This is a genomic window from Pseudoxanthomonas sp. Soil82, from assembly GCF_040446535.1.
GTDB lineage: Bacteria > Pseudomonadota > Gammaproteobacteria > Xanthomonadales > Xanthomonadaceae > Pseudoxanthomonas > Pseudoxanthomonas kaohsiungensis.
This window is the reverse complement of record NZ_JBEAAK010000005.1, coordinates 1-15,918: the sequence shown is the minus strand read 5'-3', so window position 1 is coordinate 15,918 and position 15,918 is coordinate 1. Positions and strand designations below refer to the sequence as shown.

Here is a 15,918-nt window from a genome sequence, read left to right as displayed (position 1 = left end):
GACTGGATCACGGTCGCTTGCGCGGCGACCGCCTAGGATGCGAGTGCGGCAAATGGGGAGCCGCAACCCCCTCAGTTCCCCGAGTCCGCGCCGGAGTTGCGCGCATGAGCCCGACCCAACAGCCCAATCCCAACTTCGAACGCGCCCGCGATCCCGTCCTGCTTGCGATGGTGCGCGACGCGTTCCTGCCGCCGCTCGGCGATGCATTCGCCACCGCCGTCGCGCGTTATGACGACGTCCTGTTCGATCGCGCCGAGCGCGCCGGGGGATCGCAACTGCTGTTCCTCGACGGCATGCGCGAGCTGCGCCGCCGGCGCCAGGAGATCGCCAGCCGCTTCCGCGCCCAGCTGTCGCTGGCGTGGCAGGCGCTCGACGCCGGGTCGCCGCCATCGGCCGAAGCCGCGCTCTCCAGCCAGGCGTCCGGGCTGAGCCTGGTGGCCGAACACGAACTCGAATCGCGCCTGGCCGTGCGCAACCTGGCCAGCGTTCTGCTGCGCGACTGCAAGCCCGCGCTGTCGCGGCTGGACCGCCGGCTGGGCTGGATCGCCGGCGGCTTCGAGCTGGACGCGGACACCAATCCGATCGGCCCCGAACACATCGGCGTAGCCGTCCATGAAGCCTTCGCCACCTGCGACCTGGCGCCGGAAGTGCGCCTGGTCCTGATCAAGCTGTGCGAGCGCGACCTGGTCGGCACGGTGTCCAAGCTGTACGAGGCGCTGGACCTGCGCCTGGTACGCGAGGGCGTGCTGCCAGGGGCGCCGGCCGGCGCCCGCGCCCCGCAGCGGCCCGCGCGGCCAGCCGACCAGGCGCATGCCGCCGGCGCGGGTGGCTGGGCCGAGGGCACCGGCGGCGACGAATATTCACCGGCGTGGGCGGATCGCTTCATGCAGCGCTGGCAGGAAACCCGCGGGGTGATGCAGCACGGCCTGGACGCTCCGGGCGAAGCCGGCCACGCAGGCAACCACGGCGGCTCGCTGCTGGACGCCCTGCATCAGCTGCTGCAGCAGAGCCGCGAACTGCGCGGCGGCGCCGAGCAGGCGGCCGGTGGCGTGCAGGCGGCGCAGGCCGCGCAGCGCCCGCTCAGCCAGCGCGAGATGTTGTCGGTGCTGTCGCTGCTGCAGGCCACGCCCAACGCGGCACTGAACGCGGCGATCGGCGACGAACAGGAGTCGCTGTCGCAGCGGCTCAAGAGCGAAGTGCTTTCCAACGCCAGCCAGCTCGGCATGGACCCGACCAGCACGCGCCTGGATCCGAAGGACGAGGACGCGATCGACCTGGTCGGCATGCTGTTCGACGTGCTCCTCGACGAACGCGACCTGGCCGGGCGCCCGCGCGAGCTGATCGGCCGGCTGGTGGTGCCGTTCGTGAAGGTGGCGCTGCTGGACCGGCGCATGTTCGTGCAGAAGACCCACCCGGCCCGGCGCCTGCTCAACGCGCTGGCCGAGGCCTGCGAGGGCAACCAGGGCGAGAGCGCGGCCGAGCGCACGCTGCTGGCCAAGGTCGAGGAGATCATCCACAGGCTGGTGGCCGAGTTCAACGAGAACCTGGCCATCTTCATGACCCTGGAGGAGGAGTTCCGCGACTTCCTCGAGCAGCATCGCCGCCGGATCGAGATCACCGAGCGCCGCGCCGCCGAGATCCAGCGTGGCCAGGAGCGCCTGGAGCTGGCCCGGAGCCGTGCCGAGTTCGAGCTGGCCTCGCGCCTGGAGGGCCGGCAGCTGCCGCAGGCGGTGGCCGAGTTCCTGCGCAACCCGTGGCAGCACCACGTGACCCTGGCGTTGCTGCGCGAAGGCGAGGTCGGCGACGTGTTCGTCGAGTCGCTGGAGCTCGCGGACGGCATCCTCGAGGAAGTGGCCGAGGCGCAGCGCCACATCGTCGGCAAGCTGTGGCTGCAGAACTGGCAGCCGGGCCTGCGCAAGGTGTTCTCGAGCATCGGCCTGCACGGCGATGCGGCCGACGCCGCGATCGGCGCGCTGCACGACACCCTGCAGGCGGTGGCCGATGCCCGTCCGGAGCTGGAGAAGCCGCTGCCGGAACTGCCGGCGGTGACCCTGCCGCAGCCGGCACCGGTGGAACGCGGCGGGATCGAGCTGGTGGCCGGCACCGATACCCTGGACTTCGACAATGCCGACGCGGACCGGATCCGCGCGCTGCCGGTCGGTACCTGGCTGGACTTCGTGGACAAGGAAGGGCGCGTGCAGGCGGGCAAGCTGTCGTGGATCAGCCCGATCTCCTCGCGCCTGCTGTTCGTCAACCGTCGCGGGGTGCGCTTCTGCGTGGCCTCGCCGGAAGAGCTGGCGGTGATGGTGCGGCTCGGTCGCCTGCGCACCCACGTGGCCGACGACGGCGCCTTCGACAGCGCGATGCAGGGCGTGATCGAGCGCCTGGACGTGCCGGCCGTGCAGGAAGCGGTGACCCTGCACTGACACCGCGCGGCGCCCGCGCGGCGCCGCGATCCCGCATACGTCGCGTCCGGCGGTAGGCCGGCGCAGACCATTCCGCATGGACGACGTGCTGCCGTCCCGGCGCGCGGGCGCTGTTGACCGGGCCGGCGCGCGGGGATTGCCGCCGCCGATCGACGGGCACGCAAGCTGCCCGCGCGGCCGCCTGCCAGGCACCCACGACTTTTTTCGCGGCCCGCTTCCCGCACCTGGCCCTCGGCGTCGGCATGTCCTTCGGGTACGCCTGAAACCATCGCCCGGGCATCGTCGGCCGCATGCGGTTTGCTAGCATCGCCGCTCGGTCCGCATCTGGGCGGGGGGGACGCATGTCGGTGCAAGTGCTGGTGCTGAAGGAGTCGGCCGCGGGCGAGAAGCGCGTGGCGGCGACGCCGGAAACGGTGAAGAAGCTCGCCGCCGCCGGCGCGCAGGTCGCGGTGGAATCCGGCGCCGGCCTGGGCGCAGGGATCACCGACCAGGCCTATCTCGACGCCGGCGCGCAGCTGGCCGGGCCCGATTCGCGTGGCGTTGCCGACCTGGTGCTGTGCGTGCAGCCGCCGGCGCCGGCGGCGATCGGCGGCCTGAAGGCGGGTGCGACCCTGGTCGGCGTGCTGCATCCGCAGGCCGACCAGGCGCGCGCGGCAGCCCTGCAGGCGCGCGGGATCCGTGCCTTCCCGCTGGAGAGGCTGCCGCGCACCACCCGCGCACAGGCGATGGACGTGCTCAGCTCGCAGGCCGGCATGGCCGGCTACAAGGCGGTGCTGATCGCGGCCCAGCTGGCGCCGCGGTTCTTTCCCATGCTGACCACCGCGGCCGGCACGATCCGTCCGTCGAAGGTGCTGATCGTCGGTGCCGGCGTGGCCGGCCTGCAGGCGATCGCCACCGCGCGCCGGCTGGGCGCGCAGGTGGAGGGCTTCGACGTGCGGCCGGAAACGCGCGAGCAGATCGAATCGCTCGGCGGCAAGTTCCTGGACCTGGGCGTGAGCGCGGCGGGCGAAGGCGGTTACGCGCGCCAGCTGACCGACGATGAACGCGCCGAACAGCAACGACGCCTCGCCGACCATCTCAGGGGGATCGACGTCGTGGTCTGCACCGCCGCCGTGCCCGGCCGCCCGGCGCCGAAGATCGTCACCGCCTCGATGGTGGCGGGCATGAAGCCGGGCAGCGTGATCGTCGACCTGGCCGCCGAGACCGGCGGCAACTGCGAGCTCACCCGGCCGGGCGAAACCGTGGAGGAGGGCGGGGTGGTGATCGACGGCCCGCTGAACCTGGCCAGCATGGGCGCGGTGCACGCCAGCGAGATGTACGCGCGCAACGTCTACAACTTCGTCGCGCTACTGCTGAAGGACGGCGTGCTGTCGTTCGACTGGAACGACGAGCTGGTGGCGAAGACGGCCTGGCCGGAACCGGCGCCCGAACCGGCAACCGCGGCCGGCTGAGGCTATCGGTCCGATCCGGACCGGCATGCCTTCGCCGGCTGGCGGGGCGCGCTAGCGCGCCGGGGGCGGCGGCGCAGGGGGCGCGGGCGCGTGGCGCTGGAGCCACGCGCGCCGCTGTTCGGGACTCATCTTCGACCACTGTTCGCGGAAGGCCTTGCGCTGTTCGGGCGTCATGGCCCGGGTCTGGTCGAAGATCGCCCGCGCCTGGTCGCGCTGTTCCGGCGTCATGTGCTCGAACCGGCGCATGCCGCGGCGCGCGCGTTCGCGCTCCTCCGGCGGCATCGACTCCCAGCGCCGGGCACGCTCGAGCATCCGCGCGCGCTCGGCGGGCGAGGCATTCCAGCGTTCGCGCAGCGGCGCCACCAGCGCCTCGCGCTGCTCGGCGCTGAGCTGGTCCCATGCGGGCAGGGGCGCTTCGGCCGCCGGCGCGCGGGCCGATGCCGCCGGCGCGGGCTTGGCGCCGGTGGCCGGGGCGTCCTGGGCGTGGCCGAGCGCGGGCAGCCACAACAGCAGCAGGCAGGTGGAAAGGGGAAGCTTCATGGCTTACTCCATGGCAAGTGCGGTGGCGTCGACCGAGTCCAGCCACAGGTAGAAACCCGGATCCTCCTGCAGCGGACCGACCTGGTCGTCCGTCGAATCGGCCGCTGGCAGGGCGGCGACCGCCGGGGCGGATGGAGCCGCCCGATCCGGTGCGGGCATGACGCCGGGCAGCATGAGCACGGCCAGCGCCAGGCCGGCCGCCAGGGCACCGCCGGCCAACCACGGTCCCAGCGGCGCCCGCGTGCGGGAGGGCGCGGGCGTGGTGGCGTTCCGGCGCGCATCGCGCAGGCGGGCGAGCGTGCGCGGCGAGACCGTGGCCAGCGCGTCGGCGTGCAGCCGGCGCGCGCGCGCGTCCAGGGAGGTGGGGTTGTCGTTGTCGGGGATGTTCGTCACAGGACGTCCTCCAGTTGCGATTGCAGTGCCTGCCGCGCCCGCGACAGGTGGGTCTTCACCGAGCCTTCCGAGCAGCCCATCACCTGGGCGGTGGTGGCCACGTCCAGCTCCTCGAACACGCGCAGGGTGAACGCCTCGCGTTGCCGCGGCGGCAGCGTGCGCAGCGCCGCCACCAGCCGCGCATAGGACTCGCGCTGTTCGTGCGCGCTGGCCGGCCCGGCGCCCGGGTCGGCCCAGTCGATGCTGGCGTCGTCGGCATGCGGCAGGTCGCCGGCCGGGCGCAGCCAGTGCAGGCGGAAACCCGCGCGCCGCTGCATGTCGATGATGCGCCGGCGCAGGATGCTCCAGAACAGCGGGGTCCATTCGCCCGCCGGGCGGTCGCGGTAGACCAGCATCTTCATCATCGCGTCCTGCACCGCGTCCAGCGCGTCGTCGTGGTGGCGCAGCCCGGCCTCGGCAAAGCGGAACGCGCGCGGGCCGATGTCGGCCAGGAACGCGTCCAGCGACGCCCACACGGGCGTCGCTTGCGTTTCCCAGCCGGGATCCAGGGGCGCGGTCACCAGCTCAGCTTAGCCGCGCGCATCCCAGCGGCGCTCGAAGCGGTCGCCGCGGCGGTCCCAGCGCCGGTCGGCGCGGTCGCCCTTGTGGTCCAGCGAGGCGTCGATGCGGTCGCCGCGCAGGTCCAGCCGGTCCGCCAGGTGCGGATGGCCCTGCCGCCCGGCCACGCCCGCTGCGCGGTCGTAGCGGCGCCCGGCGACATCGCCACGGTGGTCCAGGCGGGCATCGATGCGCTCGCCCTTCCGGTCCAGGCGGGCGTCGACGCGATCGCCGCGGTCGGCGGCCAGGGCGGCGCCGGACAGACCCAGCAGCAGGAGGGCGGACAGCAAGGTCGGGGCACGATGCTTCATGGAAATCCTCCAGGGCGGTGGGTGGTGGCGCCACTGGAAACGCATGCAGATGCAACCGGTTGACCGGGCTGTGCCATGTTCAGGCAGCGGTTATCATCCGGCGGGGCGCCGTGCCCGGGGAGTGAGGCGGTAATGAACGACGGTTTCGTTGCGCTGTACATCTTCATGCTGGCGGCCATCGCCGGCCACGTGATCATCTCGCGTGTGCCGGTGATCCTGCACACGCCGCTCATGTCCGGATCCAACTTCATCCACGGCATCGTCCTGATCGGCGCCATGGTCGTGCTCGGCCATGCCGACACGACGCTGGAAAAGGCCATCGGCTTCATCGCCGTGGTCCTGGGCGCGGGCAATGCGGCTGGCGGCTACGTGGTCACCGAGCGCATGCTGGAGATGTTCAAGAGCAGCAAGAAGCCGCCTGCCAAGGGCGGCGGCAAATGAGCGCGGACCGGGCCGCAGCGGCAACCGGCTGGCGCAGCCCGCGCAAGCTGTTCCATGCCGCCAGCTACCTGCAGTACCCGTTCATGGCGGTGGCGTGCTTTTACGTGGTGCGGCCGTACTTCACCGGCTTCGCTTCGATCCTCGCCGACTTCAACCTGGCGCTGCTGCATGCAGGCATCGCGATCGGGTTCTCCTCGCTGCAGGATCCGACCACCACGCAGAACGAAATATCGCGCAAGGTCTGGGAAGACCCGGGCAAGGGCAGCTGGGGGATCGGGATCATCGCCGCGATCGTCGTGCTGGCGCTCGGCGGCGGCTTGGCCGGCATGTACCTGGCCGACGGCTCGGTGTGGTCGCAGCTGGCCATGGGCCTGGTCGGCCTGGGGTTGGGCATGTTCGGACTGCTGAAGACCGCGATCGAGATGTTCGAGCACCATCGACTGGACAGAAATCCGTCGCGCATCGATGGCGTCGCGCATCCGTCGCGCGCCGCAGGCGCCGCGCAACCGGGGGAAAAGGCATGATCGGAGGGGAGTTCGATTTGCGTACGTGGTTCGTCGGCGCCAGCTACCTGGTGGCGGCCACGCTGTTCCTGCTGGGCCTGCAGCGGATGGCCTCGCCGGCCACCGCGCGCAGCGGCATCCACTGGGCCGGCTGGGGCATGCTGATCGCCACCGGGGCCACGTTCCTGCTGCCGGGCCTGCACAACATGCCGCTGATCGTGACCGCGCTGGTGCTCGGCACGGTGGCGGCCTGGATCTCCGGCAAGCGTGTCGCCATCACCGACATGCCGCAGATGGTCGCCCTCTACAACGGCATGGGTGGCGGGTCGGCCGCGGCCATCGGCGCGGTGGAGCTGCTGCGCTTCTCGTCCTTCGCGCATGGCGGCGCGCTCGGGCCCGACGGCCTGCCGCCGCACCCGGGCACGGTGGTGCTGGTGCTGGCGGTGCTCGGCTCGGCGATCGGCGCGGTGTCGCTGTCCGGTTCGATCATCGCCTGGGCCAAGCTCGACGGCCGGCTCGACAAGCGCGTGGTGTTCCCCGGGCAGCAGGCGTTCAACCTGCTGGTGGCCGTGGCGATGGCCGTGCTGGGCGTCTGGGCCGGCGTGACCCTGGAGGTCTGGGCGATCGTCGCGTTCTTCGTGGTCGCCCTGGCGCTGGGCGTGCTGATGACCCTGCCTATCGGCGGGGCCGACATGCCGGTGGTGATCTCGCTCTACAACGCATTCACCGGCCTGGCAGTGGCGTTCGAAGGCTACGTGCTCGGCAACGAGGCGCTGATCATCGCCGGCATGATGGTCGGCGCGGCCGGCATCCTGCTGACCCGGCTGATGGCCAAGGCGATGAACCGGCCGATCACCGGCGTGCTGTTCGGCAGCTTCGGTGGCGGCGGCCAGCAGCAGGAAATCAGCGGATCGCAGAAGCCGATCGAGGCCGGCGATGTCGCCGCGATGATGGCCTACGCCGAGCGCGTGGTGATCGTGCCCGGCTACGGCCTGGCCGTGGCCCAGGCCCAGCACAAGATCTGGGAGCTGGCGCAGCGGCTGATCGACCGCGGGGTGAAAGTGAAGTTCGCCATCCACCCGGTCGCCGGGCGCATGCCGGGGCACATGAACGTACTGCTGGCCGAGGCCGGCGTGCCCTACGACCTGATCGCCGACATGGACGACATCAACCCGGAGTTCCCGAACACCGACGTGTCGCTGGTGATCGGCGCCAACGACGTGGTCAACCCGGTGGCCAAGACCGATCCGGCCAGCCCGATCTACGGCATGCCGATCCTGGACGTGGTCGAGTCGAAGAACACCATCGTGATCAAGCGCGGCAAGGGGACGGGTTTCGCCGGCATCGAGAACGCGCTGTTCTATGCCGACAACACCCGCATGCTCTATGGCGATGGCGCGGAGATGGCCAGCGCCCTGGTCAGCGAACTGAAGGCGCTGGACGGCGGCGGGCACTGAGCGGGCGCGCGTCGCGCCCTGCGCGGCCGGGATTTCGTAGAGCGGGGCTCGCCCCGCTGCTTTTTTCCAAGGTGGCGGTCAGCCGAGCAAGCCCGGCTCTACGCGGCACCGCCAAGCCGGGCGAGCCCGGCTCTACGGGACGCAGGCTTTTCGTAGAGCGGGGCTTGCCCTGCTGCGCCTCCTCGGGCTGCTTTCCGCTCAGCGCGCCATCCGCAATGCCAGCAGCGGCGCTGCGACCAGGCAGATCACGTCCAGCCATGTGTTCGCCAGCCGGGCCAGGGTCCACACGTAGAACGCGCCCATCTTGGGCGCCGCTTCCCAGGGCGCCAGGCCCATCTGCGCGCCGATATGGCCGGCGGCGACCAGCCACTGCACGGCCACGATCATCAAGACGGTGGCGGCCAACGCGGTCATCCGGCGTGGCCAGCCTGGGCGCATGCCGCCCAGGCGCAACATCCAGGCGGCCTCCAGCGCCGCCAGCAGTGCCATCCAGCCGTGCTGGTATCCGCTGGCCAGGGCCAGCGACGACCACGCCACCACCAGGGTGGTGCTGCCGAGCAGGAGCATGAAGGGCCACAGCCAGCCCGGGGCGCGATGCGCGGCGTGCGGCGGGCGGGGCGGGGCAGGTGGCATTCGGGCTCCAGGCAGGGCGGCCAAGGATACGCGTTGCCCGCATCGGCTAGAATGCCGCCTCTCGCCCCCCTTCCGCGGCCGCGTATCCGTCCCGCCTTGTGCGCCGGACCTGCGCGCCCCATATCGGCTCCATGTATTCCCGCAGCAGCGAACCCGTCCGTTTCGAGCGCGATTGCGCCGCCGTCATGGTGCCGCAGGGCGAAGCCGTGACCCTGCCGGCCGGCAGCGTCGGCTACATCACGCAGGGCCTGGGCGGCAGCTATACCGTGTTCGTGGAGGGCAACCTGTTCCGCATCGCGGGCAAGGATGCCGACGCCATCGGCAAGGAGCCGCCGGCCGAGCTGGACCTGCCCGCCGACGCCGGCGACGAGGAGGTCGAGGCGATGGTCTGGCGCCAGCTGCGCACCTGCTTCGACCCCGAGATCCCGTTCAACATCGTCGACCTGGGCCTGGTGTACGAGGCCAGCCTGAAGCCGCGCGACGACGGCCAGCGCATGGTCGAGGTCAGGATGACCCTGACCGCGCCCGGCTGCGGCATGGGCGAGATCCTGGTCGACGACGTGCGCAGCAAGCTGGAACAGATCCCGACCATCGCCGAGGCCGACGTGGAGCTGGTGTTCGACCCGCCGTGGGGCCGGCACATGATGTCCGAAGCCGCGCGGCTGGAAACCGGGATGTTCTGAGCGGCGTTGCCGACAGCCGCTTGCAATGGGCGCGGCAGCGGGGCAAGCCCCGCTCTACGGCCAGATGTTTGAAGTGGCGCCGCCAGCGAGCATCGTCACGTTTCATCTCTCGGCCCCGCGCAGCGTTGGGCATCCGTAGAGCGGGGCCTGCCCCGCTGCCCTTGTCTTCCGGCGAGGAGCAGCGGGGCAAGCCCCGCTCTACGCGGTCGTGCGCGAGGCCAGCCTGATGGCCGGTGTCAGCGGCTGATCGCCGCGCTCGAGGCCTGCAGCAGGCGCAGCGCGTCGGCCGGGGCGATCTCCAGCAGCAACCCGCGCTGGCCGGCGTTGATCCACACGCTGGGCGCTGCCAGCGCATCGTGTTCGAACCACACCGGCACCGGCCGCTGCTGGCCGAACGGACTGACCCCGCCGACCTTGTAGCCGCTGCGGCGCTCGGCTTCGGCAGCCTCCATCATCCGTGCCGCCTTGCCGCCGCAGGCCGCGGCCAGTGCCTTGGGCTGCAGCTGGCGGTCGGAGGGAATGACCGCGCAGACCGCGCGCGCATCGACCCAGGCCATCAGCGTCTTGAGCACCCGTTCCGGGGCCAGGCCCAGCGCCGCGGCGGCCTGCAGGCCCTTGCCCACGGCCGCGCCGGCCTCGTAGTCGTACGGGTGCAGGCGATAGGCCACGCCTGCGGCGTCCAGCGCGCGGGTGGCGCGGGTAGCCATCGACACGGCGGTTGGCCTCAGGTCGCCTCGAAGCGGTTGGCGGCCACGTTCTTGCGCACGTTCGCCGGATCCCAGATCAGTCCGTTCATGGCGATGTAGACGCCGTGCGGCAGCGACTGCACCGCGCCGATCGCGCAGCCGATGTTGAACTCGGCATCCGAGCCGCGGAAGCGCGCCGGGCTCAGCGCGCCGGTCATGACGATGGTCTTGCCGGCGATGGACTTCAGCACCTGGCCGGTCTGGACCATGCTGTCGGTGCCATGGGTGACCAGCACGTGTTCGGTCGACTGGGCGGCGATGGTGGCGCGGACCAGCTCGCGGTCCTCGTCGGTGATGTGCAGCGAATCCTTGCGCAGGATCGGGATCACGCTGAAGCGGAAGCTCACCCCCAGCTCGCGCAGGATCGTGCCGATCTGCGGCTCGCCGATCTGGTAGTCGGACTTGTCGTCGAAGTAGATCTTGTCGATGGTGCCACCGGTGGTGACGATCAGCAGTTCTTCCATGTCGGTGCCCTGGTCCGGCGCGCGCGGCGTCCGGTACGGAGAGTGGGAGCGCGCGGGCCGGGGCCGTCGCGACGCGAAGTGCCGGCATTATCGACCATTGGCGATGGCGGCCGCCCGGCCGCCCGCACGCGGTTCAGCCGCGGCGACCGAAACGGGCCTGGAGGCCGGCCCAGCTGACCGCGCCCACGATCAGCAGCGACAGCACGATCTCCAGCCACGCGAACAGCGCCTCGCCCGGGCGGGTCCAGGCGACCATGACCCCGTGGCTGAACCAGAACAGCGCCAACACCCCCGCCCAGAAGCCCGCGCGCCGGCCGCCGCGCCAGGCCGGCACGGCCAGCAGCAGCGGCGGCAGCGCGAATACCAGCAGCGCTGCGGCCGCATGACGGTCGTCATGGAACCAGCCCACGAACAGGCCCGCCAGCGCCAGCAGCGCGACACCGGCCACGCGATGCGAAGTCGTCGCCGCCATCAGCGTGCCAGCCGCGCGGCGATGTCGGCCAGGCGCCGGCCCAGGGCACGTGCCAGCGCCGCTTCCTCGTCGCTGGGCTGCGGATCGTCCTGCGCCCCGGCCACGTGGCTGGCGCCGTACGGCGTGCCGCCGCTGCGCGTCGAACTGAGCAGGGGCTCGGTGAAGGGAATGCCGACGATCACGCAGCCGTGGTGCAGCAGCGGCACGTGCATGGTCAGCAGGGTCGATTCCTGGCCGCCGTGCTGGGTCGCGGTGGAAGTGAACGCCGCCGCCGGCTTGCCGGCCAGGGTGCCGCTGGCCCATTCCGCGCCCAGGCCGTCGAGGAAGTGCTTGACCGGCGCGGCCATGTTGCCGAAGCGGGTGGGGCTGCCCAGGGCCAGGCCGACGCAATCGGCCAGGTCGCTGACCTGCACGTACGGCGCGCCGTCGTCGGGCACCGGCGGGGCGGCCTGCTGGGTCACCGCGGCCACCGGCGGCACGGTGCGCAGGCGCGCCTGCATGCCGGGCACCTCCTCGATGCCGCGCGCGATCTGCCGCGCCAGGCGGGCGACGGAGCCGCCACGGCTGTAGTACAGGACCAGGATCTCCGGCATCGGGCTTCCACGTCGGTGGCGAGGGCGCCCAGTATCGACGATGCGGCCGCGACCGCGCATCGGGTAGGCTTCCCCGATGGGCATGGCGGATGTCGCGGACAGGCTGAGGGAACGGGTGCGCGACCGCGCCCGCGCGGCGACGTTTGCCCGCTTCCTGTGGCGCCGCTTCCTCGACGACAACCTGTTCCAGGCCGCCGGCTCGCTGGCCTATACCACCGCCTTCGCGCTGGTGCCGCTGGCGGTGGTGGTGCTGGGGGTGCTGTCGGCCTTCCCGGTGTTCCAGGACATCAGCGGGCAGCTGGTCGACTACGTGCTTTCCAATTTCGTACCCAGCGCGGCGGAGGCGATCGAGGAGCGGATCGATCGCCTGTCGGAGAACACCAAGCAGCTCACCGCCGCCGGTACCGTGGCGCTGGTGGTGTCCCTGCTGGTGACGCTACACAGCGTGGAGTCCACGTTCAACCGGATCTGGCGCGTGGCCAGCGCACGGCCGCGGCTGTCGCGCTACCTGGTGTACTGGACCGTACTGACACTGGGCGCGCTGCTGGCGGCCGCGTCGCTCTCCGTATCGACACGCTTCTTCGCACTCCCGCTGTTCGAGACGCCACAAGGCCGGTGGCTGGCCAACCTGAGCCTGGGCATGACCCCGGTGCTGATCGAACTGGCGGTGGTGGTGCTGGCGTACCGGGTCGTGCCGCACCACACCGTGAAGTGGCGGCACGCGTTGGCCGGCGCGGTCCTGGCCGTGGTGCTGCTGGAGGGAGTGAAGGCGGCGCTTGGTCTGTATCTGGGCAGTTTCGAGGGCTACCAGAAGCTCTATGGCGCGCTGGCGTTCGTGCCGGTCCTGATGTTGTGGATCTTCCTGGGCTGGGTCGCGATCCTCCTCGGCGCCTCGCTGGCCTCGTCGATGGCTGCCTTCCGCTACCAGCCCGCGGCGATGCGCCTGCCGCAGGGCTACGAAGGCTATGCGTTGCTGCGCCTGATCGGCCGCTTCCAGCAGGCGCGTCGCGAGGGCCGGGGCCTGCACACCGAGCAGATGCTGGCGCTGGAGCCGATGCTCACCGATTCGCTGCTGCAGGAATTCCTCTGCCGGCTGGACGAGATCCGGCTGGTGCGTCGTGACGAGCGCGGCGAATGGCTGCTCGCGCGCGACCTCGGCACCCTGACCCTAGCCGAGCTGTACGAGGCCTGCCAGCTGCGGGTGCCGATCGAGGAAGCGTGGCTGCCGTGCCATGACGACACGCTCGGCGCGGCGGTGCAGGCCGTGCTGGACGACCTGCGCCTGCCGCTGCGCGACGCGCTCAAGCGCCGCGTCGGCGACATCTTCCCGCAGACCGACGAACGAACCGGAGCCTGACCCATGCGCCTTCCCACCCTGTGCCTGCCCGTCCTGATCCTGGCCCTGGCGGCCTGCGGCCAGGAGCAGGCGCCGGCCACTACCGCCACGCCCGCGCCCGCCGCCACGCCGGCCGCGCCGCCGGCCGAGCCGGCCCCGGCGCAAGCCACCGTGGTCGATGAAACCGCCGAGGTGCCGCGCTTCTCCGCCCCGGCGGTGGACGGCGCCCTGTACGACCTGGCCGCCCATCGCGGCAAGTGGGTGGTGGTCAACTTCTGGGCGACCTGGTGCGGCCCCTGCCTGAAGGAGATGCCGGAGTTGTCGGCGCTGCACACCATGCGCGAGCAGGTGGAGGTGGTCGGGTTGGCCTACGAGGACATCACCATCGAGGACATGCGCGCGTTCCTGGAAAAACGGCCGGTCTCCTATCCGATCGTGATCCTGGACCCGATGAGCCCGCCGGCCGATTTCGCCACGCCGCGCGGCCTGCCCACCACCTACCTGCTGGCGCCCGACGGCAAGGTGGCGCGGCATTTCCTCGGCCCGGTCACCGCCTACGACATCGAGAACGCGATCAAGGCCGGCGGCGGCACGCTGGAATGAGCGGGGCCGCGGCCACGATGCGCTGGCGCGTGTCCGGTCGCGTGCAGGGCGTGTTCTTCCGCGCCTGGACCCGCGAGCAGGCCTTGCAGCTGGCGCTGGATGGCAGTGCGACCAACCTGGACGACGGTTCCGTCGAAGTGGTTGCCCGCGGCGCGCCGCAGGCGTTGGCGCAACTGGAAGCCGCGTTGCGGCAGGGGCCGCCACGGGCGCGCGTGGACGCGCTGGAACGGCTGGCGCCGCCGGCGTCGGTGGCCGGGGGTTTCGCGATCGGGTGAGGCCAGGCTGGACCCGGGCCCGCCGGGTCAGCGGTCCTCGTCGCCGTCGCCGCGCTTGTCCGGTGCATAGGGCGCGATCGGTTCGAGCACGCGGTAGCGTTCGCGGTGCAGCCTGCCCTTGAGCGGCACCAGCGGCGGGATGTCGTTGGGCACGTCCACGTCGGGCAGCCGGTCGAGCAGGTCGGCGATCAGGGTCAGCCGGCCGCAGCGCTGGTCGTTGAAGTCGACCAGCGTCCAGGGCGCGTGGGGCGTGTGGGTGGCGGCGAGCATGTCCTCGCGCGCACGGGTGTAGGCGTCGTAGCGTTGCCGCGCCTCCAGGTCCACCGGCGATAGCTTCCAGCCCTTGAGCCGGTTCTGGTGGCGCTCGGCGAAGCGTTGCTCCTGCTCGGCCTGGTCCACGCACAGCCAGTACTTGAACAGCAGGATGCCGTCGTCCACGAGCATGCGCTCGAACTGCGGCGCCTGTTGCAGGAAGGCGGTGTAGTCGGCCTGGGTGCAGTAGCCCATCACCCGTTCCACGCCGGCGCGGTTGTACCAGCTGCGATCGAACAGGGCCATCTCGCCGGCCGCGGGCAGGTGCGCGACATAGCGCTGGAAGTACCACTGGGTGGATTCGCGCTCGGTCGGCCGGGGCAGCGCGACGGTACGGCACTGGCGCGGGTTGAGGTGTTCGGACAGGGCCTTGATCGCGCCGCCCTTGCCGGCGGTGTCGCGGCCCTCGAACAGCACCACCAGGCGCAGGCCGGTCGCCTGCAGCCACTCGGCCATGCGCACCAGTTCCAGCTGCAGCGGTTCGAGTAGGTCCTTGTAGTCGCCCTTGCCGAGCGCCTTCGCTCCCTTCGGATGCTTGCCCTTCTTGCCAGCCATGCCGGTGCCTCCGCGTGGAGCAGGTCTACTCGCGCAACCGTGGCCGCAGGGTGGCCAGGTTGCACGGCTTGGTCCGCGCATCGAGCTGGTGGCGGATGATCTTTTCCCACGCGGTGCGGCAGGCCGAGGTCGAGCCGGGCAGCGCGAACAGGAAGGTCGCGTTCGCCAGGCCGGCGAATGCGCGCGACTGCAGCGAGGACGTGCCGATCTCCTCGACGCTGACCGCGCGGAACAGTTCGCCGAAGCCGGGCATTTCCTTGTCCAGCAGGGGCAACAGCGCTTCGGGCGTGGAGTCGCGCCCGGTGAAGCCGGTGCCGCCGGTGACCAGGATGCCGTCCACCTCGGGATCGGCGATCCACTGCGCGACGATCGCGCGCAGGCGGTAGCGGTCGTCGGGCATCAGCGCGCGCATCGGCACCCGGTGGCCAGCTGCTTCAAGGGACTGGACGAGGTAGTCGCCCGAGGTGTCGTTGGCCGCGGTGCGCGTGTCGGACACGGTCAGCACGCACACCTGCAGGGGGATGAAGTCGCGTTCGGCGGTCATGGGCATAGCCTATACCCTGCGGGCGTGGCGGCGTGGCGGCGGTGGGAAAGGCGGCAGCGCGGGCGGCGAACTCGGCGACCACAGCAACCCGGTGCGACTGGAGCGATAACGAAGCAAGTGCGGAAGCGCCGGTCGTGGTCGGCTCCGGCGGGAGCCGTGGTGGACCGGAGGCATCGCAGCCGCTCGGGCGTACATCCCTGTACGCACTCGCTACCGCGGCCATCCATGGCCGCTGCTGCGACGCCTCCGGCCGACCACGTCTTCGGGGTGCGTTGGGGTTGTTGCTCCGCCAGGGCCGAAACGACAGAGACGACAGCGGCAGCAAGTGGGGAAGCGCCGGTCGTGGTCGGCTCGGCGGGAGCCGTGGTGGACCGGAGGCATCGCAGCCGCTCGGGCGTACATCCCTGTACGCACTCGCTACCGCGGCCATCCATGGCCGCTGCTGCGACGCCTCCGGCCCACCACGTCTTCGGGGTGCGTTGGGGTTGTTGCTCCGCCAGGGCCGAAACGACAGAGACGACAGCGGCAGCAAGTGGGGAAGCGCCGGTCGTGGTCGGCTCGGCGGGAGCCGTGGTGGACCGGA

20 protein-coding genes are annotated in these 15,918 nt (G+C 71.4%); 9 read left to right on the top strand and 11 right to left on the bottom strand.

Going from position 1 to position 15,918, the window contains the following annotated elements:
- Nucleotides 1-104 precede the first annotated feature (104 nt).
- Nucleotides 105-2,426, top strand: a complete 2,322-nt coding sequence (gene pacR, locus ABKA19_RS13895; protein ID WP_353689407.1) for a PacR family protein — start codon at nt 105-107, stop codon at nt 2,424-2,426.
- A 341-nt stretch (nt 2,427-2,767) separates the two neighbouring features.
- Complete coding sequence (locus ABKA19_RS13890) at nt 2,768-3,877, top strand: NAD(P) transhydrogenase subunit alpha (RefSeq protein WP_353689406.1); 1,110 nt, start codon at nt 2,768-2,770, stop codon at nt 3,875-3,877.
- A 51-nt stretch (nt 3,878-3,928) separates the two neighbouring features.
- On the opposite strand, the gene ABKA19_RS13885 is transcribed toward ABKA19_RS13890, so the two are convergent.
- Genes ABKA19_RS13885 through ABKA19_RS13870 form a run of 4 tightly spaced genes read right to left on the bottom strand, consistent with a single transcriptional unit; the run spans nt 3,929 to nt 5,718 of the window.
- Nucleotides 3,929-4,417: a DUF3106 domain-containing protein gene (locus ABKA19_RS13885; RefSeq protein WP_353689405.1), complete on the bottom strand. Its 489-nt coding sequence runs from the start codon at nt 4,415-4,417 to the stop codon at nt 3,929-3,931.
- Between the two features lie 3 nt (nt 4,418-4,420).
- Nucleotides 4,421-4,810 (bottom strand): hypothetical protein, encoded by a 390-nt coding sequence (locus tag ABKA19_RS13880; RefSeq protein ID WP_353689404.1) that lies wholly within the window; start codon nt 4,808-4,810, stop codon nt 4,421-4,423.
- Complete coding sequence (locus ABKA19_RS13875; RefSeq protein ID WP_353689672.1) at nt 4,807-5,373, bottom strand: RNA polymerase sigma factor; 567 nt, start codon at nt 5,371-5,373, stop codon at nt 4,807-4,809. The genes ABKA19_RS13880 and ABKA19_RS13875 overlap by 4 nt, the downstream gene beginning before the upstream one ends.
- 6 nt (nt 5,374-5,379) lie before the next feature.
- Nucleotides 5,380-5,718, bottom strand: coding sequence for a hypothetical protein (locus ABKA19_RS13870; protein WP_353689403.1), 339 nt, complete (start codon nt 5,716-5,718; stop codon nt 5,380-5,382).
- Nucleotides 5,719-5,850: 132 nt separating this feature from the next.
- Here ABKA19_RS13870 and ABKA19_RS13865 point away from each other — a divergent pair, with 132 nt between their 5' ends.
- From ABKA19_RS13865 to ABKA19_RS13855, 3 genes are read left to right on the top strand one after another with little or no spacing between them, the layout of a single operon-like run.
- A complete protein-coding gene (locus ABKA19_RS13865; protein WP_162376492.1) occupies nt 5,851-6,159 on the top strand; it encodes an NAD(P) transhydrogenase subunit alpha part 2 in 309 nt (102 codons plus the stop codon).
- A complete protein-coding gene (locus ABKA19_RS13860; RefSeq protein WP_353689402.1) occupies nt 6,156-6,683 on the top strand; it encodes a hypothetical protein in 528 nt (175 codons plus the stop codon). The genes ABKA19_RS13865 and ABKA19_RS13860 overlap by 4 nt, the downstream gene beginning before the upstream one ends.
- Nucleotides 6,680-8,119, top strand: coding sequence for an NAD(P)(+) transhydrogenase (Re/Si-specific) subunit beta (locus ABKA19_RS13855; RefSeq protein WP_162376493.1), 1,440 nt, complete (start codon nt 6,680-6,682; stop codon nt 8,117-8,119). Before ABKA19_RS13860 ends, ABKA19_RS13855 begins: the two co-directional genes overlap by 4 nt.
- Before the next feature lie 198 nt (nt 8,120-8,317).
- On the opposite strand, the gene ABKA19_RS13850 is transcribed toward ABKA19_RS13855, so the two are convergent.
- Nucleotides 8,318-8,752 carry a hypothetical protein gene (locus tag ABKA19_RS13850; protein WP_353689401.1) on the bottom strand — a complete coding sequence of 145 codons (435 nt, stop codon included), beginning with the start codon at nt 8,750-8,752 and terminating at the stop codon, nt 8,318-8,320.
- Nucleotides 8,753-8,883: 131 nt separating this feature from the next.
- On the opposite strand from ABKA19_RS13850, the gene sufT reads away from it, so the two are divergent.
- On the top strand, nt 8,884-9,435 hold the full coding sequence (sufT, locus tag ABKA19_RS13845; protein ID WP_162376495.1) for a putative Fe-S cluster assembly protein SufT: 552 nt from the start codon (nt 8,884-8,886) through the stop codon (nt 9,433-9,435).
- A gap of 236 nt (nt 9,436-9,671) precedes the next feature.
- On the opposite strand, the gene ybaK is transcribed toward sufT, so the two are convergent.
- The 4 genes from ybaK to wrbA form a co-directional block, all read right to left on the bottom strand.
- Complete coding sequence (gene ybaK, locus ABKA19_RS13840; RefSeq protein WP_353689400.1) at nt 9,672-10,148, bottom strand: Cys-tRNA(Pro) deacylase; 477 nt, start codon at nt 10,146-10,148, stop codon at nt 9,672-9,674.
- Between the two features lie 11 nt (nt 10,149-10,159).
- Nucleotides 10,160-10,645, bottom strand: coding sequence for an asparaginase domain-containing protein (locus tag ABKA19_RS13835; protein ID WP_353689399.1), 486 nt, complete (start codon nt 10,643-10,645; stop codon nt 10,160-10,162).
- 133 nt (nt 10,646-10,778) lie between these two features.
- A complete protein-coding gene (locus ABKA19_RS13830; protein WP_162376498.1) occupies nt 10,779-11,117 on the bottom strand; it encodes a DUF2069 domain-containing protein in 339 nt (112 codons plus the stop codon).
- Nucleotides 11,117-11,710, bottom strand: a complete 594-nt coding sequence (gene wrbA / locus ABKA19_RS13825; RefSeq protein ID WP_353689398.1) for an NAD(P)H:quinone oxidoreductase — start codon at nt 11,708-11,710, stop codon at nt 11,117-11,119. The genes ABKA19_RS13830 and wrbA overlap by 1 nt, the downstream gene beginning before the upstream one ends.
- Before the next feature lie 76 nt (nt 11,711-11,786).
- On the opposite strand from wrbA, the gene ABKA19_RS13820 reads away from it, so the two are divergent.
- The 3 genes from ABKA19_RS13820 to ABKA19_RS13810 are packed head-to-tail and all read left to right on the top strand — an operon-like array spanning nt 11,787 to nt 13,924.
- Nucleotides 11,787-13,067, top strand: coding sequence for a YihY family inner membrane protein (locus tag ABKA19_RS13820; RefSeq protein ID WP_353689397.1), 1,281 nt, complete (start codon nt 11,787-11,789; stop codon nt 13,065-13,067).
- A 3-nt stretch (nt 13,068-13,070) separates the two neighbouring features.
- On the top strand, nt 13,071-13,649 hold the full coding sequence (locus ABKA19_RS13815; protein WP_502945802.1) for a TlpA family protein disulfide reductase: 579 nt from the start codon (nt 13,071-13,073) through the stop codon (nt 13,647-13,649).
- On the top strand, nt 13,646-13,924 hold the full coding sequence (locus ABKA19_RS13810) for an acylphosphatase (RefSeq protein ID WP_353689396.1): 279 nt from the start codon (nt 13,646-13,648) through the stop codon (nt 13,922-13,924). The genes ABKA19_RS13815 and ABKA19_RS13810 overlap by 4 nt, the downstream gene beginning before the upstream one ends.
- Before the next feature lie 27 nt (nt 13,925-13,951).
- On the opposite strand, the gene ppk2 is transcribed toward ABKA19_RS13810, so the two are convergent.
- A complete protein-coding gene (gene ppk2 / locus ABKA19_RS13805) occupies nt 13,952-14,791 on the bottom strand; it encodes a polyphosphate kinase 2 (RefSeq protein ID WP_353689395.1) in 840 nt (279 codons plus the stop codon).
- A gap of 25 nt (nt 14,792-14,816) precedes the next feature.
- Nucleotides 14,817-15,335, bottom strand: coding sequence for a molybdenum cofactor biosynthesis protein B (moaB, locus tag ABKA19_RS13800; RefSeq protein ID WP_162376504.1), 519 nt, complete (start codon nt 15,333-15,335; stop codon nt 14,817-14,819).
- Nucleotides 15,336-15,918 lie beyond the last annotated feature (583 nt).